This window comes from Mucilaginibacter gossypii (genome assembly GCF_017569325.2).
GTDB lineage: Bacteria > Bacteroidota > Bacteroidia > Sphingobacteriales > Sphingobacteriaceae > Mucilaginibacter > Mucilaginibacter gossypii.
Window position 1 is genome coordinate 2,243,091 of record NZ_CP071878.2, and the last position, 21,748, is coordinate 2,264,838.

At 44.3% G+C, this 21,748-nt stretch carries 15 protein-coding genes; 5 read left to right on the top strand and 10 right to left on the bottom strand.

All coding sequences use genetic code 11. The annotated features are described in order from the left end of the window. Positions 1 to 144: 144 nt before the first annotated feature. The 5 genes from J3L18_RS09400 to J3L18_RS09420 all read right to left on the bottom strand — a co-directional run bounded on the left by J3L18_RS09400 (position 145) and on the right by J3L18_RS09420 (position 7,143). Positions 145 to 3,204, bottom strand: a complete 3,060-nt coding sequence (locus J3L18_RS09400) for an efflux RND transporter permease subunit (RefSeq protein ID WP_129571030.1) — start codon at positions 3,202 to 3,204, stop codon at positions 145 to 147. A gap of 9 nt (positions 3,205 to 3,213) precedes the next feature. After that, positions 3,214 to 4,266, bottom strand: a complete 1,053-nt coding sequence (locus J3L18_RS09405; protein ID WP_129571029.1) for an efflux RND transporter periplasmic adaptor subunit — start codon at positions 4,264 to 4,266, stop codon at positions 3,214 to 3,216. 12 nt (positions 4,267 to 4,278) lie between these two features. Next, a complete protein-coding gene (locus tag J3L18_RS09410; RefSeq protein ID WP_129571028.1) occupies positions 4,279 to 5,643 on the bottom strand; it encodes a TolC family protein in 1,365 nt (454 codons plus the stop codon). 55 nt (positions 5,644 to 5,698) lie between these two features. Further along, positions 5,699 to 6,310: a TetR/AcrR family transcriptional regulator gene (locus J3L18_RS09415; protein WP_112652400.1), complete on the bottom strand. Its 612-nt coding sequence runs from the start codon at positions 6,308 to 6,310 to the stop codon at positions 5,699 to 5,701. Between the two features lie 71 nt (positions 6,311 to 6,381). Next, complete coding sequence (locus tag J3L18_RS09420) at positions 6,382 to 7,143, bottom strand: SDR family NAD(P)-dependent oxidoreductase (protein WP_129571027.1); 762 nt, start codon at positions 7,141 to 7,143, stop codon at positions 6,382 to 6,384. A gap of 1,947 nt (positions 7,144 to 9,090) precedes the next feature. Between J3L18_RS09420 and J3L18_RS09425 the strand changes: the two genes are divergently transcribed. The 4 genes from J3L18_RS09425 to J3L18_RS09440 all read left to right on the top strand — a co-directional run bounded on the left by J3L18_RS09425 (position 9,091) and on the right by J3L18_RS09440 (position 12,832). Next, positions 9,091 to 9,675: a heme-binding domain-containing protein gene (locus tag J3L18_RS09425; RefSeq protein WP_129571026.1), complete on the top strand. Its 585-nt coding sequence runs from the start codon at positions 9,091 to 9,093 to the stop codon at positions 9,673 to 9,675. A 6-nt stretch (positions 9,676 to 9,681) separates the two neighbouring features. Beyond that, positions 9,682 to 10,065, top strand: coding sequence for a cytochrome P460 family protein (locus J3L18_RS09430; RefSeq protein WP_223266263.1), 384 nt, complete (start codon positions 9,682 to 9,684; stop codon positions 10,063 to 10,065). A 130-nt stretch (positions 10,066 to 10,195) separates the two neighbouring features. Further along, on the top strand, positions 10,196 to 10,459 hold the full coding sequence (locus tag J3L18_RS09435) for a hypothetical protein (protein WP_129571024.1): 264 nt from the start codon (positions 10,196 to 10,198) through the stop codon (positions 10,457 to 10,459). A gap of 225 nt (positions 10,460 to 10,684) precedes the next feature. Beyond that, positions 10,685 to 12,832, top strand: a complete 2,148-nt coding sequence (locus J3L18_RS09440) for a sensor histidine kinase (RefSeq protein WP_189549398.1) — start codon at positions 10,685 to 10,687, stop codon at positions 12,830 to 12,832. A 188-nt stretch (positions 12,833 to 13,020) separates the two neighbouring features. On the opposite strand, the gene J3L18_RS09445 is transcribed toward J3L18_RS09440, so the two are convergent. From J3L18_RS09445 to J3L18_RS09455, 3 genes are read right to left on the bottom strand one after another with little or no spacing between them, the layout of a single operon-like run. Further along, on the bottom strand, positions 13,021 to 13,419 hold the full coding sequence (locus tag J3L18_RS09445) for a hypothetical protein (protein WP_091170646.1): 399 nt from the start codon (positions 13,417 to 13,419) through the stop codon (positions 13,021 to 13,023). A gap of 19 nt (positions 13,420 to 13,438) precedes the next feature. Next, entirely contained in the window at positions 13,439 to 14,497 is a 1,059-nt protein-coding gene (locus J3L18_RS09450; RefSeq protein ID WP_223266260.1) for an alpha/beta hydrolase, read from the bottom strand. A gap of 26 nt (positions 14,498 to 14,523) precedes the next feature. Continuing rightward, positions 14,524 to 15,519, bottom strand: coding sequence for an alpha/beta hydrolase (locus tag J3L18_RS09455; protein ID WP_223266259.1), 996 nt, complete (start codon positions 15,517 to 15,519; stop codon positions 14,524 to 14,526). Positions 15,520 to 16,117: 598 nt separating this feature from the next. Between J3L18_RS09455 and J3L18_RS09460 the strand changes: the two genes are divergently transcribed. Further along, positions 16,118 to 17,326: an MFS transporter gene (locus J3L18_RS09460; protein WP_129571022.1), complete on the top strand. Its 1,209-nt coding sequence runs from the start codon at positions 16,118 to 16,120 to the stop codon at positions 17,324 to 17,326. Positions 17,327 to 17,394: 68 nt separating this feature from the next. On the opposite strand, the gene J3L18_RS09465 is transcribed toward J3L18_RS09460, so the two are convergent. Continuing rightward, positions 17,395 to 18,801: a sigma-54-dependent transcriptional regulator gene (locus tag J3L18_RS09465; RefSeq protein ID WP_129571021.1), complete on the bottom strand. Its 1,407-nt coding sequence runs from the start codon at positions 18,799 to 18,801 to the stop codon at positions 17,395 to 17,397. Between the two features lie 69 nt (positions 18,802 to 18,870). Continuing rightward, a complete protein-coding gene (locus tag J3L18_RS09470; protein ID WP_208102469.1) occupies positions 18,871 to 21,651 on the bottom strand; it encodes a sigma 54-interacting transcriptional regulator in 2,781 nt (926 codons plus the stop codon). Between the last annotated feature and the right edge of the window lie 97 nt (positions 21,652 to 21,748).

Sequence of the window (21,748 nt, forward strand, 5' to 3'; positions counted from 1 at the left end):
ATCGCTTCCTCACAATTGAAGCTTTTTGTTTGGGGTTTATCACGATCTTCAAAAAACGGGCCGATATCAGCTGATATTGGCCCGTTTGATGCTTTTCTTATCAAAGAGCGTGAACGTCATAATTTTTATAGCTGTATTATATATTTACTGTTCCGCATTGTTGTCCAAATGTGGCGGAATCAATTTATACATTACAGGGGTTACTATACGCGACAGTATGGTCGAGCTAATCAGCCCGCCGATCAGTACAATCGCTAACGGTGCGATCAAAGGATTGGGGTTCAAGGCAATTGGAAGCAAACCGCAGATTGCCGTAATGGAAGTAAGCACAACGGGGAGAAAGCGGGTTTCGCCTGCCATCGCTATTGCTTCATCGATACTATGACCTTCCTCACGCAGGTGGTTGGTAAAATCAACCAGCAGCAGCGAGTTTTTAACCTGTATCCCGGACAAACCTATAAAACCGATGATAGAAACCAGTGACATCGGGTTACCCGTGAAAAGCAGGAATACCACACCGCCCAATATACCCAGGGGAATGATCGACAGCACGATAATGATCCCCTTAAACGTTTTGAATTGTAACAATAGCACGCCGATGAAAAGAAAGGTGCTTAGTATGATCACAGACAGAAAGTTGCCGCCTAATGCATCGCCTTCAGATTCCGCTTCACCAGATAATTTATAATAATAGCCCGGCGGCATTTTTAATTTATTCAATTCAGGAACAACCTCTTTTAGGATATCATTGGCCAAGACATGCTCTTTGGTTAAGGAAGTAACTTTTACAAAGCGCGATTTATTGAAATGGTTGATCGCCGTAGGCGATGTTTCAAACGAGATAGTAGCAATCTGGTTAACCAGTACCGGCGTGCCCTGGATATTATTTACGTACAGGTTTTTCAGGGCATCCAGGTTCGAGAACTTATTCCTGGGCAGGGTGATCACCACATTCCGCGAATCGCCCCTGTCGTCGATATAGTCACCGACGTTTAGTCCCGCCACGGCCATCCTTACCACTTTATCCACGTCGCTGGTGAGTACACCCATGGTTCTGGCTTTCTCTTTGTCAATTTTTATTTTAACGTCTGACTTATAGGTATTCAATTCGTTGTTGATATAAAAAGTGCCCGGATTTTTTTTCAGGATATCCTCCACTTTAAAGGAAAGCTTCCGTAAGGTGTCCTGATCCTCGCCAAATACCCTAACCACGATATTGGCTTCTATAGGTGTACCCTGTTCAAAGTCTTTTACCTCGATCCTTGCATAGGGAAAATCGTTAAACTTTTTCCTCAGTCGTTTGATCAGGTCGGTCTTTTCACCCGGGCTTGCCTCTTCGTCCAGTTGAACGAATACCTGGGCGAAGTCAGGCTTTACATCCTGCTGGTGTACGTTGTAATAGATCTGTGGATTGCCTTTGCCCACATTAGATGTATAATAAACGATCTCTTTGTGTTTCTTCAGTTCACTTTCTACCAGCCTGGTCACGCGGTCACTTTCGGGAATATCGGCTTGCAGGGGTGGTTTGATATTGATTAAAAACATCGGCTTTTCAGAGGTCGGGAAAAGCTTAAACCCGGTTTGTGTGAAAAGGAAAAAGGCAAGTCCGCTTAAAGCTAAGGAGATGCCGATGGTGGTCTTTGGCCACTTTAAGGCAAGCGGCATCACCCGGGCATAAGACCTGGTGAGGAAACGTTGCAGGTGCTTTAAAAAGAAGTTGCCCTCGCCATGTGTATGAGTTTTGAGCATTCTGCTGCCCAGGAAGGGAACAAGCGTTAAGGCCACGATCATAGAAGCCAGTACACTGGTCATCACGGCCATCGGCAGGCTGCGGATAAACTCACCCGCCATATCGGGCAAAAAGGCAAGTGGCAGAAAGGCGATAACCAGTGTAGCCGTACAGCCTATAACCGCTATCCCGATCTGTTGCGTACCTTTCAGGATAGCATCCTTTCGCGAATGCCCCTCGCGGAGCCAGCGCTCGATGTTCTCAACCACCACGATACTATCGTCTACCAGCAACCCCAATGCCACCACAAGCCCTACGATACTAAGCTGATTTAAGGAATATCCCAATAAATTCATGGCAATGAGCCCCAGGGCCAAAGAAAGCGGGATAGAGATCATCACGATAAGCGATGCCCTGAATCCTAAAGGCAGCAAGGTAATGATCACTAAAACGATGGCTAATCCAAAATCAAAACCCAGGTGGCCCAAGCGCTCGGAAACCATGTTAGCCTGGTCAAAGTTTTTAACAAGCCGAACATTCTCGGGCAGGCTTTTGCCGAATTCATCCAGTACCGGTAAAAACTCCTGCTGTACGCTGGCGATATTCACATTGTCTTTCATCCCCGCTGTAACCAGCACACAACGATGCCCGTTCAGCCGGGTGATATGATCGGCAATGCCGTCTTTGTAACTCACATCGGCTACATCCTTTAGGTAAATGATCTTGCCATTGGCATTAAAAATAACGGTATTGGCGACATCATCGACGGTTTTGAACTTGCCGCTGGTTTTCACATTGAAGATCTTGCTGTCCAGGTTAATGCTGCCGCCAGGGATATCTGCTGCCTCGCTTTGCAAGCTGCCTATCACCACATTAAGGGGTATTTTTAACTGGGCCAGTTTATCCAGCTGCATGTCGATACGAATCTCCTGCTCTGGCATTCCAAAATACTTAACATCCTTCAGGTTGGTGATCTTCTCCAGGCGCGTTTTCAGAATATCCGCTTCATCCCTTAATAACTTACCGGAAGCGTTATCAGAAACCAATGCCACTTGCAGCACCTTTACATCCGAGGAGGATATTTTTTCTGTTTTGATCATATAGATATCCTTGGGAAGCTCGCTGTTTTTCAAAGCATTGATCTCCGCGGATATTTCCTGGTACTTATTATCTACATCTACGCCATATTTAAATTTCGGCTGGATGACCGCAACACCGTCTTCCACAGTGGTAAGGATCTTTTCGATGTTTTCCAGTCCGTAAATTTTGTTCTCAATGGGTTTTACCACCTGTTCTTCCATATCTTTCGGACTGGTGCCCGGATAGATCACCGTGATCAGGTATTGCGGCGGATGGGTGGTCGGATCTTCCGACCGCGGCATGGTAAACAGCGTTAAAACGCCGACTACTGCGACAAGCAAAAATATGATCAGTGTGAACTGGTAGTTCTTAACTGCGAAATTTGTGATTTTCATGACAGTAGCTTACTTGATGATTTTAATAATGGACTGTTCGTTGAGGTAGGCACTGTTGGAGATCACGATCTGGTCTATGCCTTCCAGTTTATCCTTGAGATAGACATTGTCGTTATCGAACTTCAGGATGGTAACCGGTACCCGTTTTACCTTGTTGGTGCCGATGGTGGTAAACACAAAACCATTATTGCCGTCAGCCTCCACCAGCGATTCATAGGGGATCACCATCACACTTTCGTCCTGGTGAGTGGCTATTTCTGCCTTGCCAAACATGCCAACCGCAGGTTTCAGGCCATTTAAATTCAGCTTCAGCTCTACCTGGAACGATCCAAGAGCCTGATCTGCAGCCTGCGACTTACGGAATACCACAGCATCAAATTTTTGACCGGAGTACCCATCGAGCGTTACTTTGGCTGTTTGCCCCGGTTTGATGATGGCCCACTCGCGGTCGGTCACCCCGACCTTTAGTGAATAACTGTTGTGCTGTTCGGTCGAATTGATGAGCAGCACCGGCATGCCTTCACCTATTACTTCGCCCTCGTTGGCGATCTTCTTGCTCACAAAGCCATCGGATGCCGCGTATATTTTGGAATAACGATCATTAAACGCTACCGCTTCCCGGGCCTTTTGCGCAACGTCCAGTGCGGTTTTGGTGTTTTGCAATTGCTCCAGGGTATATACGCTGTCTTTGTAAAGATTAACGGCACGACTATAATCGCGCTGTGCCTTTTCCACACCCAGGCTGGATTGCGCCAGACCGGCTGAAATCTCGGTTGAATTGAGCGTAGCCAGTAATTGGCCTTTTTTAAAGAACTGCCCTTCCTGTACGAAGATCCGGCTGATCACACCACCTATTTTAAAAGCATATTTGGCTTCATCTTTGGTGCTCACCAGGCCGGTTGCACTAATGTGGTCGGGAACTCCTAATATGGAAACCGATGCTGTTTTAACGGGGATGATATCCGGTTCACCCATTGCATTTTGTTCCTGGTGTTTTTGTTTGCAGGAGGTTAGCAGGAATATGGCTGCCATTATTATGCTGAGTAATTGAAGTTTTTTCATTGTTGTATGTTTTTATTGTTGAATTGTAAAACTGGCATTAGCTCGTTCGATGGCCGTATAGGCTATCCAGGTGTCGTAAAGGGCAATGTTGGCATTAAGCTGCGCATCTATCCACTGATTTTGGGCATCCAGCAGTTCGATGTAAATGGCCATTCCTTGCTTATATAGCTTGACCATATCGTTGTAGTAGGTCTGGCTGGTCTTCAACTGGGATTGTGCCGCCTCGTATTGTGCAATGGCGCTTTGCATGGCGGCCTGGCGTACTTTAAGCTCGGTAAGGAGTTGCTGCTGTACATAGTCGGTCTGTGATGCCAGGGCCTCTCGGTCTGCAATCGTTTGTTTTACCCGGTAACTATTTTTCCCGGAGGAAAACAGGTTCCATTCCAGGGAAACGCCTAATAAGTAATAGCGACTTTGGCTATTGAACTTCCAGTCGAACGCCTGCGATCCAAGGTCGATAAAGGTGCCCAGCTTGGGGATGATATAAGATTTGGCCAGCCCATTCAGGTTGCCGTTAATGTCTTTTGCTATCCGTAGTTTGGCTAATTCCTCCCGGCCATTGATGTTGTTAGCCAAGCTTTGGTCAAGGGCCGGAAGCGTGGTAATATCATCTAAAAGGATGCTATCTGTTAGCGGGCGATTGATCAGGAAATTAAAATAATAACGGGCCGATTCCGCGGTTTTCTTTGCCCCGGTGAGTGAAGCGTTGATCCGGGAAACTTCATTTTGGCTTCTGAGTACAACCGTCCGATTTACCTTGCTGTTATCATATAGCCTGGTATTGATCCTTTGGCCTTCTTCCACCAGCCTGAGCGAGGACTCATAGATCCCGGTAGCATAAACGGCTTTGAGATAATTATAGTAAGCCGTTTTGATCTCTTTGACCAGTTCGCGTTTATAAAGCTGGACTTCGGTTTTTTGCAGATCCACCTGCTGCGCCTTGATCCGCTTATTATAGATGAGCTCCGCATTCAAAATTGGAAGGGTAGTGCGAAACTTGGCGTCATAAAAATTATCCGGGTTGAGCAGAATATGCTGGTTTTGTAACTGCGGAAAAGCATTGCTGCCGGTCAGTTTATTCAGCGTAGAATAAACCCCGTTGAACAGGTCGCCCGTTGGAAATTCTATCGTCCGTCCGCCGTCGGCTTTCGTATAGGTGGTTGAAAAGGTAACCTCGGGCCCGAACATGCTTTTTGCTTCCTTCAATGCATATACATTTTTTTCGAGTACAAAGTCCTGTTGCTTAATGCTCTGATTAGAGTTGAGCCCCTCGCGGATGTATTCATCCAGCCGGCTTTGAGCTTTTGCCGAGGTAGCGGCTATCAAGGCTGCCGTCACCAGGACAAAACCATATTGGATATGTGTTTTAGATTTCATTTTTAATCACTGTTATAATTTTAAACATTGTTCAATAAAATGTCAAAAAAAAGCGTTAACTTTTTTCAAGGAGCGCGACAAAACACTCATAGCCGCTCTGCATCAGTTCCTCGTTCGTTCTGCCTATGAAACTTGTAGTACGGTCTTTGCAGAAGAGGGCACAAATGCCGTGCATTGCGGAAAGGATCATAAAGGTTAGATCTTCTGTATCCAAATCTTTGAATCTTCCCTTTTTCTGGCAGTCCTTAATTACAGAAGCCAGGCGGTCGATCGCTTCCTGTGCTATCTTAAAGCCACCATCATTTTCGGACATTTTTGCCGGTTCTTCCACCAGGAACATCAGGTTATAATAATCCTTGTTTTCTTGTGCAAATTGGATAAAGATGCGGCCCATTGCTTTCAGGCGCTCAAAAGGGTCACCCACCTTGTCTAAAACTTTGAACTGGTTGAGCAGTAACCCGAACCCTTCCTTATGCAGTTCCTGGAAGATCTCACTTTTGTCTTTAAAGTAAAAATAAATAGAGCCTGGGCTGTAGTTGATCTCGTTGGCGATACTACGCATGCTGGCTTGTTCATAGCCTTTTTCAAGGAATACTTTACGTGCTCCGTTTAAAATGCGTTTATGCATTTCCTGTTTCTCTTCCAATTTTCGTTCTGCTATGCCCATTTTTATTAATAATAAGATACAAATATAATAGCGCCGGCCGGGTGGCGAAATTTCGCACCACGATTCGGCGTTTAGTTTTTCATGCCGGGGCTAATTTGTCCCATAATGTTTACAGCGGATTTTCGGCTCAATAATTTGAATCCAAATAGCATGAACCTATTCTTCCAACCTTGCACCACTCTCGGCTTCCGCCTGTTTTCCAGAGCCTTTACCATTTCTTCGGCGACATCCTCAACAGAAGACATTACAAATTTTGGAAAATCACTAGTGTGTCCGCCTGCATTTGAATGAAAGTCTGAGGCTGCAGCACCGGGATTAAAACCCATCACAAAAACTCCTTTTTTCTTGAACTCATACCACAGTGATTCCGAGAAGTTGGCGACAAAACCTTTGGTAGCTGCATAAACTGAACCGCCCGGGAGGGAAGAATGCGCAAGCAGGGAACCAATATTTACCAAAGCATCACCCTGCCTGGCATTTTGCAAAAACGCATAAGACAGGGTTACCAGGGCGTTCATATTGAGCTGCATGGTTGCCAGTTGCTCGTCCAATGGAATGTCAATAAACTTCCCGTAAATACCAGCACCTGCATTGTTGATCAGAACATCGTATTCCCCGGTTTTCAAATGATCCGCTACTTTTTGCAGGTTGTCTTTATCCGTCAGGTCCGCAACCAAAATGGTATGGCCAGTACCATCCAGATCTTTTACTGCCTTATTTAACTTTTCCTCGCTACGGGCTACCAGTGTTACCCGGTAATTTTGAGCAGCCAGGCGTCTGGCTATCTCCAGCCCTATGCCGCCGCTCGCTCCTGTGATCAATACTTTTTTCATGATTATCTGGTTAATATTTTAAACATGTCAAAATTATTGAACGGTGTTCAAATAATTAAATTAATTTATTAATCTGACGTCAGCATGATAGTCGGATTAATAAATTAATTTTAAATCGAGTAAAAACTTGCTGTGAAAGTAAGGAAGGAATATTTCGTGAGATGGAATGTAGCTTCAAACATTGGCACCGTGATTAAAAACAGTGCCTCAGTAAAATCGATAATGCACTGGAAGCAAAAATAAGTGAACTACCTATAGCCACACGCAGTATTGATGATGATTTAAACAGAGCTGTGTCTGCCTTGTCCTCAATAAATGGATTAATTAGCTTGGATGATCGCAAATTAAACCGGGAATTAATAGGTTCAGTATTTCCGGGAAAATTCACATTTGAAATTGAGAGATAGAACCGCTCGGATAAACGAGGTTGCAGATATTATCTGATAGATTAACAACTAGTTACAAGATAAAAAGCAAAGGGCAAGCGATAAAAATTCATGCTTGCACAGTTGGGTGCGCCCATTTGGCTCGAACCAGGAACCAAAAGATTATGAGTCTATAGAAACTAAATTACTTGTTAAATAATTGAAAATAAACAAATTACTAATAGTAAACTTTAAATATCAGACCTATCACATTAGAGCATTTTTAAAATGTACGTGGTGTTACGTCGGCCTCCTCGCTCTTTTTCCAAAATACCTTTTTCAATCAAATTCTGTGTATCCCGTAAAGCCGTCTCAGCAGAACTCTTTGTTATTTTTGGCACAATTATCACAGATTGGTTTTCCAAAAATCATCGAGCAAAACCGTGAACATATGTTGTTGACGGCCATTTAACTGACCTCCACTGTTTTCTGGACAGCTCTCATCTTCCATAATTCAACCCCTTTTTCCGATATTGCAATTTTTTTTCTTTTATAATCGCCTGGGAAGACAGAGCGCGGTTCGCAAAAAAGCAGCCCGTCTTATCCATATTTCATTAGTCACGAGTGGCTTTGGCGATATGACATGAGCAAATGCTCTTATGTGAATTATTAAACAATTAATTATCAATTAATTAAACCAATGGCATTGCTTCTGCCCTAATCCTGTCATATCGTTCATCAAAAAAGTTGACGCCATGCAGATAGGAAATACCGGAATCGAAGGCTCGAACAGCCTTAGCCCCAACAATAGGATCACATCGGAAAATTGCGCAAACCCAATAGTTCCGGTGCTCGGTCGCCGAAACCAAGTCTGCTGGCCATTTATACTGTTATGCATGAAAATTCGGAAACTGCAAGGCAGAACACTGGCAATTTACCTCGAAGCCCTGGAGTTGCTGCACATACTGTATAGATAATCAATCATCCATTAATTTCATAAACATGAAAAATTTCACAAAGATCACGGCTTTCATTCTTCTTCTCACAGCATTCGCTATGAGGCTAGCGGCAAATTCAAATACGTTTTGGACAACAGCAAAATTAACTTCATTGCGTGTTGCCTACACCCTAGACAGCAAAAAATAAAAACCGGGTGGTGATTAGTTAAAGATTGGATCGCCAATCAATACTCCTTGTAACAAAAGCAATATGGAAATCTTATTATTTCTTACGACACACCTGATGATGTTTTCCTGCCTGATCGTCATTCTTCAAGCAGTTTACAATATACATCGCGACGATATAACAGAGCCCTACACCTTTTGAGCGACAGCTTTCGGTAGGATTGAACAATGTAATTATTGAAATTTCACTTATTCCATTATTAAAAGTGAAATATCGCCGGCACACACGCGACAAAAACAAGCTAACATATTGACTATGAAAATATTAAGCAAAGGCACATTTATGGCTAAAGCAATTTAATGGAGCTCCATTGGTTGAACAGGCGGCATTGGCTATCAATGGTTTAAATATAGTTGGTAAAATCCAATCTGCAGAACAGCCAAAGATCAAATCAATTATGAACCCATTATCAAAATTATTCAGCCGTGAGGCATTCACCAGTATCGGCCTTATGGTTCTGATCTTGTTGGTGGCAGTCCAGTTTTTACGCCCAGAATTAAAAGAACGCCCGGTAACTCGTGATATCACCTTGCCGGCCGACGTTAAAGCAATCTTTAAAAAATCATGTTATGATTGCCATTCCAATGAAACTCAATTAGGATGGGGCGATCAGATCGTACCCGCTTACTGGCTGGTCGCCCGGCACATCAGGCAAGGGCGCGCACACCTGAATTTTTCTGAATGGGATAAACTGACGCCGGCTGAACGCAAACAAAAATTATGGGAAGCGGTCAATCATACCGCGCTTGGTGCGATGCCGCGCGCAGATTACGTTTTTATGCACCCGGCGGCTAAAGTATCCGATAAGGAATTAACTATCTTAAAAAACTACCTTGCCAGCCTTGTGGTTCATGAGCCTCCTGATACTTCGAAAATCAATGACGAAGCCATCCAATACCAGCAATGGCTGCATACGAAGGCGCAGTCCATTCTTCCCGTTTCACCCAATAGGATCACTTATGATCCGAACTATAAGAACTGACAAGTCCTGAGCACCAGCAACCGCTTTGAAAGCGGGACCATGCGGGTAATATTTGGCAATGAGATCGCTATTCAGGCAGTCAGTCTTCATAAGACCCGTCCATGGCCCGACGGAACCCGGCTCGCCAAAGCGCTTTGGACACAAGTAACAGATTCTGCCGGAAATGCGCGCACCGGTGCATTTGTACAGTTGGATTTCATGATCAAAAATTCGCAAAAGTATGCTTCTACGGGTGGCTGGGGATTTGCCCGTTTTAAAACATTGAAAATGGTACCGTATGGAAAAACCGCATTATTTGCATCAGAGTGTATCAATTGCCACCGGCCTATGAAAAATCAAGATTATGTATTTACTATTCCTGTTAAAACTGAACGTCGTGAAAGTCGTTAGATTTTTTCTTTTAGTTGCTGTGGCTCTGTCTATAGCCGGCTGTGCCGGGGCACCCTTTGTGGATCAACAATCGAATACCAGGGCAACAATACCCAAGAACGCCGGGTTTGATCCATCAAATTATAAAGTTATGAGTACGCTGATTGATAAAAAAGCTGGCACCATGTCCACCCTTTATGCAAATGATATCGCCATGCGTGCAGCCCGGTCAGGCAGGCTGAGAGGTGCACGGGGATTAGCCATGGCTTTGGTAACCTGGAAACAGCAGGAGAATCCTTATTGGTACGGAAATAACATCCCGGGTGAATTATTGTCGGTTGAAATGCTTAGTTCAGACAACCGGACAGACAGCATCAGGTATACGCTTTTTGAAAGAAAAAAAATTAGCTTTTAACGGCTTATCAGCACAACCGAATCAAAGGAAAAATTTTATCTTAGACCAGAAACCTTCAATTATGCCCTAAAAATATTTTAAGCGCTAATGATCCGAAATCCCAGAGCAAAGTCAAGCAGACCATTTTATCTTTATTTTGCGATCACATGCGTTTGGCTTGCGATTTTTCTGCCTGCAAAGGTCCGGGGGCAATACTATGGCTATCCAAAGCCTATACCTGCGGCCATGGAAAGCTATTTACAGTTACAGCTGAAACATAGCAAGCCCGACTTAAACCATGTAAAGGTGCTTTTAGATCTGGCTAACCTATATTATAATAAACCCTTGCGAAAACAGTCTGATCTAAACACTGCCCAAGGGTATGCGGAACGGGCAGGAAAGCTAAGCGGACAACTTAAATATACGCAGGGTTTTTCCCTCGCCCAGATCCGGATGGCTGAAATATTAAGTGATCGTCACCGTGTTGCCGAAGCAGATGCTTTATTGCCCTCCGTTACAGGTGGCGAACGGATTAACATGCTGCTGACTTTAAGCTACAAAAATTTTTATGAAGCTAATGAAATTACGGATGGCTATTACGGTGATGCGCTGAAATATGCACGGCTGGCCAGGGATTTGTCCCTTAAGGCAAATGATAAAGAAAAAGAAATCATCGCCAGGGTCCTGTTGACCTATTTCCGCTATTATGGTAATTATACCGGGATAGAAGCAGACTTTACAGCCCTGCTTAAAGATAGTGAAACGGCACATTATCCCTATCTCGAGTACGTGTACCTGCCAATGTACGTTTATTACATGGCTACTGGTGATTATAAAAAAGGTTTTGAACTAGCCCAAAGATCCCTGGAACTTGAGAAAAGATTAAATGATCCGCTTGCATTAGCTGACTGTTACGGCGCTTTTGCAAATTTTTATAACAGTAACAAACAACCGGAAAAGTTTATTGAATATCTGAAGCTAGCGATTGATGCACAAAAGGTCCATCCCAGCATGTTCAATGATGATGCTCCTAAATTAGTTACCCAGGTGTCGGCCGCGTTACGAGCCATGAAGCGTTACGGCGAAGCGATTGACTACCTGCAAAGAGGAATGCGAGAGTTTCCAGCAACAGGATCGGAAAATGCGCGCTATGAAAGTGAGTTAGGCCGCTGTTACCAAAAGATAAACGTTAGAAAGGCTGAAAGGCATTTACTCAATGCTTATAATTATTTGAACAGTGTACATGAGGCCTTTCGGGCCGATCATCAGGAGATGGCACAGTTCTATGTCGAGACGCAGTCCTATGCCAAAGCCCGCCCCTATCTTGACCGGATTTCTAACGAGGTAAAACAAAAACTTAAAATATCTACGCGTAGCGAGATCGAGTACATGTATTTTAAGGTTGATTCAGCAACTGGTAATTACAAATCTGCGATAGCACACCTGAGCCGTAACAAAGAACTTGATAATTTTTATTTAACCGAAAAAAAGAACAAAGACATTCAGGAATTGAGTATTAAATATGAGACAAAAAAAAAGGAAGACCAGATCAAAATACTTAACCAAAATTCCGCTTTAGAAAAGGGAAGACTACAACGTCTAAATCTGATCAAAAACGTGACTATCGTCGGTATTTTCCTCGTAGTGGTCATTGCCGCCTTATTCTACCGGCAAAGTACTATCCGTAAAAAAAACAACCTGATCATTTTAAAGAAAAACGAATTACTGGAGCATCTCTTAAAGGAGAAGGAATGGTTATTAAAAGAGGTGCACCATCGCGTGAAAAACAACCTGCATACGGTCGTTTGCCTGCTGGAATCGCAGGCGATCAATTTACAGGATGACGCTTTACATGCGATTGAAAATTGCCAGCACCGAATTTACGCCATGTCACTTATCCATCAGAAACTTTACCAGTCGGAAGATATTGAAACGGTTAACATGGCAATTTTTTTACCTGAGTTCATCGGTTATCTTAAAGACAGTACCGGCACCGGCAACAAGATATATTTTCAGCTTGAGGTGGACCTGATAAAAGTTGAAGTATCACTCGCCATACCGCTCTCGCTGATCATCAATGAGGCCGTGACCAATGCGATCAAATATGCGTTTCAAGGACGAACAAATGGCATAATATCCATTAAGATGTATACTTCCGGCCCTAAGGTTAAATTGATTATCTCCGATAACGGAATCGGCATACAACATGACCATCTTCAAGGCCCGTCCAATTCACTTGGCCTCAAACTTATCAGGGGATTGGCCGATGATATCAATGGCAGCCTCGAAATCCAAAATCGAAATGGGACTTCCATCATGATCGAGTTTCAAATCGAACCGGTAACCTACAATAATGACGCATTGACCGAGACAGAAATCGCACGGAACGGTTAAATATTTTGTAACTGTGTCTGTCAAAATCATTTAATTACTTGTTCAAGAGCATCTGAGTCAGATCACTTTAAGGATCAGCCTCCAGCCGGACAGTTTACAGGAACGCAGTTTAGCTCCTTAGGAGTAAACTGCGTTTGCCGGGGTTAATGCTGATAAACTCACAGACCTAAGGTATAAGTAACACAAGGTCAGGATAACCAGCCGGAATCAGGCTTGACCGTAAGAACGCTGAGATAATATTTCAGATAGGCAAGGCATAAAAAAACATTTAATAAAAGAACACCAACCGCCATAGGTACCCCAGCCGGTGCCAGTATGATATGAAACAAGAAAATATTTACGCTTACCGGCAACAGCACTAATAAAAACAACGCTGTATACCGGTTGATCAATAAAAAGAAACCACCTACAATTTCCACTATTTTCAAAAATTGAAAAAAGTAGTCTGAAGAAATCAGTGCTTTAAGAAAGTCATCTCCTTGCTTTCCCATTTGCGGAACCGGCGTAAATTTGAGAAAGAAATTCAGGCCGAACACAAAATAGATCAGTCCCAATAACAAGCGGGTAATCAATACTGTTGTTTTCATTTTGCCAGGTATCTGTTGCTTATTTTAAATATTTACGCATTTCTGCGGCCGCCTGAATAAAAAGAGATTTGGTCTGCGGAAGATCTGCTAACCCGGTCAGCAGGCCCCAGTCATGAATAACGCCATTGTAACGAACAGTTGTTACAGGCACACCGGCCTGCTCCAGCATACGGCCGTAGGTTTCGCCGTCATCGCGTAAGATATCTTCCTCTGCCACCAGAATCAGTGCAGGAGGCAGACCCTTTAACTGGTCGGGGCTGGCTTTTACGGGTGAAGCATGTATGTCATCTCTGTTGCTATCTTCAGGTATATACATATTATACATCCACTTCATTACTTGTGTTGACAGGAACCGGTCCTGACCATAAGCCTTGTAAGAATCCGTTTCAAAATTATGATCAAGTATTGGCCACATCATGATCTGCAGGCTGATCTCCGGGCCGTTGTTCTCTTTGGCCTTAATAGCGGTTATCGCAGTCATATTGCCACCAACACTATTGCCCACAACCGCCAGCTTTTTACCATTCACGTTGATCTCATTGCCGTGCTCGGCAACCCACTGGGTTGCGGCATAAATCTGATTGATTTGCGTAGGGTAAGCAGCATCAGGCGTGCGGGTATAATTGACAAAAACCCCTACACAACCCGAAAGTACGGCGAGATTCCTTACCATATGCTTGTGAGTCGGAAAGTCGCCTAATACCCAGCCGCCGCCATGTATATAAATAAACACCGGAAGATTTCCCTTTAAACCTTCAGGACGCACAATATTTAATTGGAGGTCCTTGCCATCAACTTTGATCGTTTTTTCTGAGATGGTAACTCCGGACATATCAACCGGATAAGTTTTTTGTACATTGACCAAAACCTCGCGGGCTTTTTCAGGTGTGAGTGTTTCCAACCCGGGTCCGCCGGTATTGAGCGTCTTGAGAAAAGTCTTAACCCCAGGGCTGAGATGGTCATCAGTTGCATAATCTTTTACCTGGCTGTGCGCATTAAAAGCGCTGCTGATAATTAATAACAGAATACCTGCTAGGTATCCTGCCGGTTTCGTTGAGGTCATGAATAGATTTTTCATTTTTATAATTTTAGTTAAGCTTATTATTAATTTCCGAGGTTATTATCTGTCTTGATCAGGTGGTTGCGCAATTCAGCGGCAGCATGTTCAAACAGTGAACGAGTGGGATGGATATACGCCAGCGGATTAAGCAATCCAAAGTCATGGATCATGCCGTTATAACGCACTACCGTCGTCCTTACGCCGGCTTCGTCTAGTTTCCTTCCATAGGCTTCGGCCTCGTCACGCAGCACATCGTTCTCTGCTACCTGGATCAATGCGTGCGGTAAGCCTGCCAACTGTTCTTTAGTGGCCTGCAATGGAGATGCGTATATTACGTTGCGGCGCTTAGGATCTGGGATATACATATCGTAAAACCACTTCATCAGTGGTGTAGTCAGAAATCGCTCCTGACCAAATCGCTGATACGAATAAGTATCAAAATTGGCGTCAACGATCGGCCACATCATGATCTGCAATTTTATTTCCGGACCGTTGTTCTCCTTCGCTTTCAAGGTGGTCACTGCGGTCATATTGCCTCCAACACTGTTTCCCGCAATTGCCAGACGCTTGCCGTCCACATTGATCTCATGACCGTTTTCCGCTACCCATTTGGTAGCCGCGTAGATCTCATTGATCGCCTGTGGATAAGCAGCATCGGGCGTACGTGTATAATTCACAAATACGCCGGCCGCTCCGGATAACACGACGAGGTCGCGCACCATTCTTTTGTGTGTTGGGTAGTCGCCTAACAACCAGCCACCACCATGAATAAAAATAAATACCGGTAAAACCCCTCTCATGCCTTCGGGGCGTACAATATTCAGCACAATTTCATAGCCGTCAGCATTGATTGTGCGTTCTGATTCCTCGATGCCTGACATATCTATGGGTACAGATAGCTGGGCATTTTCCAGCACTTTTCGTGCTTCCAGCGGGGGCATCGATTCAATCGCTACGTTACCTGGGGCGTTTAAAGCTTTAAGAAATTCCCTCACCTCTTTTGAAAGTCTCGGATCCTGATCATATGGTGGTATGACCACATTACCATCATTGCTAATTGTTTTCATTGTTTTGATTTTAATAAATGATTGTGCCCGTTGGGTCATGCTGTTGATAGTGAACGTGCGTTAGTTCACGAATTGCAGCCAGTATTGCTATCTGGATAGGCGAAACTGGTGCCACTATTTAAATAACTAACAATCAGATACTTATTTTATAACCCTCAATTTATAAGTCACGAAATATCACTTTATGAAGGCTTTTTGTTTAGATATCAAGAATGACTGCACCATTGCAGGAAATCGGCATAGCGAATGATTATCAGGCGGGGCTATATTCGGCTAAAAACAAACACACAGGTATTCACCGGAAAAACAAGCCCCCCTTTGTCAATCCTTTGGTAGGGCAGGCTTAGATCAATATTTAACTAAAGCTGTTTGCGTTATGGAAATCGCTAATAGCAGACTAATTAGCGGTATATCGCATGAATTAAAACAAATATTAAATCATAAAACACTCATTAACAGATAACTAAAAAACAGGCATCAGAATTGAAATCCGTGAATATGATCGGAGCCAACCTTTCCGTTAAGAAACTTTCTACTGGCATTTACTTCATTAATATTCAGATCGCCGCTCATGAACAACTCATTAACCATACCCGCCATATCTGACAAAAACCGCGAAAAATTGCTTTGGCTGCTTGCCTCCGCAACCTTTATCATTTTCTTTCAGGCCTATATGATTGCGCCATTGATACCCAGCCTGGCAACGACTTTCGGTGTGTCCCAGCAACTGACAGGAATACTGATTCCGGCTTACCTCATTCCTTATGCAGTTTCTACCCTTTTTTTCGGACTGTTGGCAGATCGGTTCAGGCCTACCTCGATCATTACCGCCTCGCTGACTGCTTTTGTGGCCTTATCATTTTTTACGTCTACGGCAGCAAACATGGATCAATTTATTTTATGGCGGTTTTTAACCGGTGTAGGATCCAGCGGTGTCATTCCGATCTCCGTATCACTAACAGGCAGACTGTTCAGTTTTGAGGAGAGGGGCAGGCCGCTGGGCCTGCTTTTTGGCGCCATGGCTGGTGGAGCCGCCGCAGGATCTACCCTGGGTGTAGCCGTCGCACCTGTTGTCGGCTGGAGATTTTTATTCATAGGGTTGGCTATCCTTGCAAGTATAGCCCTATTGTTGCTCATTTTTAGTATCAAAAAGCTTCGGCTACCCAAACCCGTTAGTACCGGGATCACCTTAACTGCCATCATAAACGGCTACTATAACCTTCTTGCACAAAGGCGCGGCCTCAGGACTTACTTTTACGTTTTTTGCAACGGTATTTTTCATTCAGGCGTTTTTACCTGGTTGGGATTGTATTTAAAAGACAACTATGGTCTTAACGAGTGGCAGATAGGGCTGGCATTGATGGGCTATGGCTTACCCGGATTTATTTTTGGCCCCTTTATTGGCAGGGCGGCCGATAAAAACGGCCGAAAACGCTTATTACCTTCGGGAATCCTTTTAAGTGCGCTGAGCGTCGGACTGCTTGCATTGCACCTGCCGTTGTGGATGGCTTGTTTACTTATAACCATCCTGTCATTGGGATATGACCTCAGCCAGCCTCTTCTGGCCGGGATAGTGACTGATTTGGGGAAAAATCAGCCGGGGCAGGCAATGGGGCTTAATGTTTTTACCTTATTCATGGGATTTGGTTTAGGAAGTCTGTTGTTCGGGGCTATGGTCCCTTACGGCTGGGCCGTGGCCTTGATCACTTTCACAACTTTTCAACTAACCATAGCACTATTTGGCTTTAAGGTTTTCAAGCGTGAAACGAACAAGATCTGAATATTACAATCTGGGCATCACAAAAATTGACATTAATGCCGGCTGCGAAACACAGTTGTAAGTTCAGATCAGTCATTTTTGTTTTCACCGCTATTTTTAAAATAGTGCTTCTTGTCTATCCCCAGTTTTTTCATTCTCGAGTTTAATGTGGATACGTTAATATCCAGCAGTTCGGCCGCCCCTCCTTCACCAAAAACCTTCCAGTCACATTTAAATAAAGTAGCAAGGATGTGGTCGCGCTCATTCTCCTCCATAGTTTTTTGCCTGTCTGCTTCAATTTCAATCGAGGCTTTCCGTTTATCCTTAGGAAGCACCAAACTGGTGATCAGCGTTCCCATCGAAAGCAGCACACTTCGCTCCATCATATTTTCCAGTTCACGGACATTGCCGGGCCAACTATAATTCCGGATTTGCGTGATCACGTCGTCAGAAAAGCCGGTGATCGACTTTCCCTGTTTAACCGCGTATTTTTTTAGGAAATAGTCGGCCAGTAACAATATATCACCTTGTCTTTCCCTTAAGGGCGGTAACAAGATCGGAAAAATGTTCAGCCTGTAGTACAAGTCCAGACGGAAACGGCCGGCGCTGATTTCTTCTTCAAGATTCTTGTTGGTGGCCGCAATGACGCGGACATCCACTTTCTTCGAATTGCCGCCGATCCGTTCGATTTCCTTTTCCTGTAAAACCCGCAGGAACTTTGTCTGCAGGTCAAGCGGGAGCTCACCAATCTCATCCAGGAAGATCGTGCCACCGTCGGCTTGTTCAAATTTACCTACACGCCTGTTGAAGGCGCCGGTAAAGGAACCTTTTTCGTGCCCGAAAAGTTCGGATTCAATCAGATTTGCGGGCAGCGCCCCGCAATTAACAACGATCAGCGGTTTATTTTTACGGTCAGACAACTTGTGTATCGCCTGGGCTATCAATTCCTTGCCAGTGCCGCTTTCTCCTAAAATCAGCACGGCCGTGTTTGATTGGCTGACAATCTTTACGCTGTTCATAATGCGCGCAATGGCCGGGCTATTGCCGATGATTTCGGGAAGGCCTCCTGATACCGCAGAACCAGCCCTTTTAAGATAAGCTTCGCGGTTTTTTGCCTCCTCTTCTACCTGCTGATGCAGATACCAGGCAACATCCAGCATAATCAATACATCTTTTGCCCTGAACGGTTTTACAAGAAAGCCATAAGGTTTGGTAGCTTTGGCTGCATCCAGTATTTCCTTATTGGAATTGGCAGATAAGTAAACAAAAGCAATGTTCATTTCGCGCAGTTTTCCCGCAAGGTCGATACCCGTCAGATTTCCTTGTAAAAGGATGTCCAGCATAACCATATCTGGTTTTTCTTTTTCAACCATTTTTAAAGCAATGGGCACCGAACGGGCAATTCCTGTTACCTTGTAGCCTGCCCTTTCCAGGATCCCCTGCATGTTATTGGCCTCAATAAACTGGTCTTCAACAATCAATATTTTTGTTCTCACGTTTATATTATTTGATGGTCAACTTTGTGTGGTTTAATCGCTCTATAATCATCAATTATGTTATTAGCATCATATTAAATGTTCCTTTTTGATACCAAGCCGCTTAATTTTCGAGTTAAGCGTACTTGGCGGCACGCCCAGTATGTCGGCAGCACCACCTGGTCCGGATATACGCCCCTGGCAGTATTTGAGGATTTTTAAAATATGGTCGCATTCATTTTCATCAATGGTCTTCAGCGCTATTTCTCCTGCTGAGGTGGCGGCCGTTCCTTTGGGTTTATTAGTTGGTAAATGGATATTTTTCAGCATTGGCCCGGTGCTCAGTAATATACTGCGTTCAATTAAGTGTTCAAGTTCCCGGATATTTCCGGGCCAGCTGTAGTGGACCATTTCCTGCAGCGCTTTGCTGCCGAGCGTAGTTATCTGACGCCCTGTTTTTTTAGCATAACGGTGGATAAAATGCGTCGCCAGGATCGGAATATCCTCCTTACGGTCGCGCAGTGCCGACAATTCGATAGGAAAAATATTCAAACGGTAATATAAATCACTGCGGAAGCGGCCTTCATCAACCTCCTTTTCCAGGTCGCGGTTCGTCGCCGCGATAATCCTAACATCTACTTTGATCGTGCCACGCCCTCCCACACGTTCAATCTCTTTCTCCTGTAAGGCGCGTAGCAGCTTTACCTGGAGCTCAAGGGGCATCTCTCCTATCTCATCCAGAAACAGGGTGCCATTGTTTGCCAGCTCGAATTTGCCCAGGCGGCGTTCCGTTGCACCTGTAAAACTGCCTTTTTCATGACCAAAAAGCTCGCTTTCGATAAGGTTTGCCGGAAGCGCTGCGCAATTGACCTTCACCATTAGCTTGTTTTTGCGCGGAGAATTGTTGTGAATAGCCCTGGCTATCAGTTCTTTTCCCGTCCCTGTTTCGCCCAGTATCAACACCGTACTGTCTGAAGAAGCAACCTGTGTAACCATGCGAAACGTTTTTTGCATCACCTGACTTTCACCGATAATCTCTGCGTAATTTTGATTTACCTCTATTTCTTCCTTCAGATAAATTGTTTCTTCCTCCAGTTGATGTTTGTAACGGTCAATTTCTATGAGTTGTTGGTTCACCTTTTCATTGGCCAATATATTAGATATGGCGATTGACAACTGTGAACAAATGCTTTTTAGTAAAACCTCCTGTTGTTTGACTCGGCGAAAATCGGGGTGAAGAAAACTTAAAACGGCAATCCCCTCCGAACCGATTTGTATGAACATGCCGATGCGCGCATTGTCTGACTGGGCGTCTGCTGTCATTGGACCAGGAAGCAAGGTCAGGCAGGTATCGTTTACTTCGTACAATACCGGGCTGTCAATCTCTGTAATTAGGTCAAGAATACTTTCCGGGAAAGTCATCAGCGTGTTCAAATTATCTGCCAGTTCATCCGGTTCAGCCCCAGCTTGTGACGCATCATAGAGAAACGGCATGCACTTTTGACTTTCCCGGTCAAATAAATGGATGACATAATCTTCAATTCCGAACAATTCCTGAAACTGCACTTTAAGGATTTTAGCCAGCAATTTATGGTCCCTGACCGGTGCGATAGCGCTACTGAACTTTAATAAACGCCCTTTCTCCTCCTCCCGTGATTTGATTTCCTGGTTCGCCAGGATATTCGCCACGGAAATGCAAAGCTGCAAAGATAAACTTTGGATCAGTTGTAGTTTACCGGTGGTAATAATGTCGCGGTCCTTGAAGTAAATCAGCCAAAAACCGAATACTTCTTCGCCTTTAGCAAGACGGATCACCAGCAAAGTCTTTTGCTGAAGCTGGCGGTTAATCTTGACATATAACGGCTGATATTCCTGTAAAGCCAATTCATCGAGATCGAACAACAGCGGGATACTGGTCTGCCTTGCCTGGTTCAGTACCGGGCCGTTGATTTTATTACTGTCACGGGCACTGAGGTTAGACAAGTGTGTTTTTGCACGGGCATCCTCATCCAACAGGAAAGCACTATAGGTGAGCCCGTCGTTATTCCGGACAGCGATCATGGTGTGACTGCAGCCCAATAGCTGCTTAAATTTATCCTTAATAAACCTGGCCAGTTCATCCGTACCGCGGACAGAAGCAATATCAGTATTAATGGCCAGCAACAATTCCATTTCATTTCTTCGGCGCATCGTTTCCTCTACCATTTTGATATTAGAGAGGGCGACCGAAAGCTGAGCGCTGATTCCCCTTAATAAATTGATACGCAGCGAAGCAACCGCATGCGGGAACATGTGCAGGATCAGATGGCCCAACGTTTCCCCGCTGACTTTCAATGTCACCGCTGCAAAGTTTTGCCAGCCTTTTGCCTCCCAGGATTTAAACAGATCAACTTCCGGATATCGCTCCACAAACTCAGCGGTATCAAAAGACAGGTCCGTTAAGGCATCCGCCATTTCGTTGATCACAGGTCTCAGCTGTAAATTATGTTCATGCCGCCTGTTTACCTTTAATTGTATATCACCCGCAGGGGTTCGTTCTTTCTCATATTCATGAAATTGATAGCTATCATTTTCCGCGCTGTGCAGGATAATGGTAAGCCCTTCAATATCAAAAAATGAAGCCAGTTTGGCATGTACTGCCTCCAGGAGGTCTTCGCTGTTTCTGGATGCGGCGACTTCGCTACTCAGGTTGAGCAGAATTGCTTTTTCGTCGTCGTTTGCGTGTAATGTTGCTGAAAGCAGATGTGTTAAAATCGCATCCTTAAATTTTTCAGACAGACTTTCCATGCTGATCAGGTGTTCATTCAGCATATCCGAAAGTGCTCTGTATCTGACTTCTTCAGTTCCGGCATGTTTGATGGAGTTCAACATAACTAAATATTTTAATAGGGTTTAAAACTGTTTTAACCTGGAAATGAGATTAGCCGAAAAGCAATTTACAATTCCGGTACCATAAAATAAACTGTTG

Excerpts from the sequence above, each read along its gene's own strand:
- J3L18_RS09420 (WP_129571027.1), bottom strand. The coding sequence starts at position 7,143 with ATGAAAAAAGTATTGATCACAGGAGCGAGCGGCGGCATAGGGCTGGAG.
- J3L18_RS09470 (WP_208102469.1), bottom strand. The coding sequence starts at position 21,651 with ATGTTGAACTCCATCAAACATGCCGGAACTGAAGAAGTCAGATACAGA.
- J3L18_RS09410 (WP_129571028.1), bottom strand. The coding sequence starts at position 5,643 with ATGAAATCTAAAACACATATCCAATATGGTTTTGTCCTGGTGACGGCA.
- J3L18_RS09445 (WP_091170646.1), bottom strand. The coding sequence starts at position 13,419 with ATGAAAACAACAGTATTGATTACCCGCTTGTTATTGGGACTGATCTAT.
- J3L18_RS09415 (WP_112652400.1), bottom strand. The coding sequence starts at position 6,310 with ATGGGCATAGCAGAACGAAAATTGGAAGAGAAACAGGAAATGCATAAA.
- J3L18_RS09450 (WP_223266260.1), bottom strand. The coding sequence starts at position 14,497 with ATGAAAAATCTATTCATGACCTCAACGAAACCGGCAGGATACCTAGCA.
- J3L18_RS09440 (WP_189549398.1), top strand. The coding sequence starts at position 10,685 with ATGGAAAGCTATTTACAGTTACAGCTGAAACATAGCAAGCCCGACTTA.
- J3L18_RS09405 (WP_129571029.1), bottom strand. The coding sequence starts at position 4,266 with ATGAAAAAACTTCAATTACTCAGCATAATAATGGCAGCCATATTCCTG.
- J3L18_RS09460 (WP_129571022.1), top strand. The coding sequence starts at position 16,118 with ATGAACAACTCATTAACCATACCCGCCATATCTGACAAAAACCGCGAA.
- J3L18_RS09400 (WP_129571030.1), bottom strand. The coding sequence starts at position 3,204 with ATGAAAATCACAAATTTCGCAGTTAAGAACTACCAGTTCACACTGATC.
- J3L18_RS09425 (WP_129571026.1), top strand. The coding sequence starts at position 9,091 with ATGAACCCATTATCAAAATTATTCAGCCGTGAGGCATTCACCAGTATC.
- J3L18_RS09435 (WP_129571024.1), top strand. The coding sequence starts at position 10,196 with ATGAGTACGCTGATTGATAAAAAAGCTGGCACCATGTCCACCCTTTAT.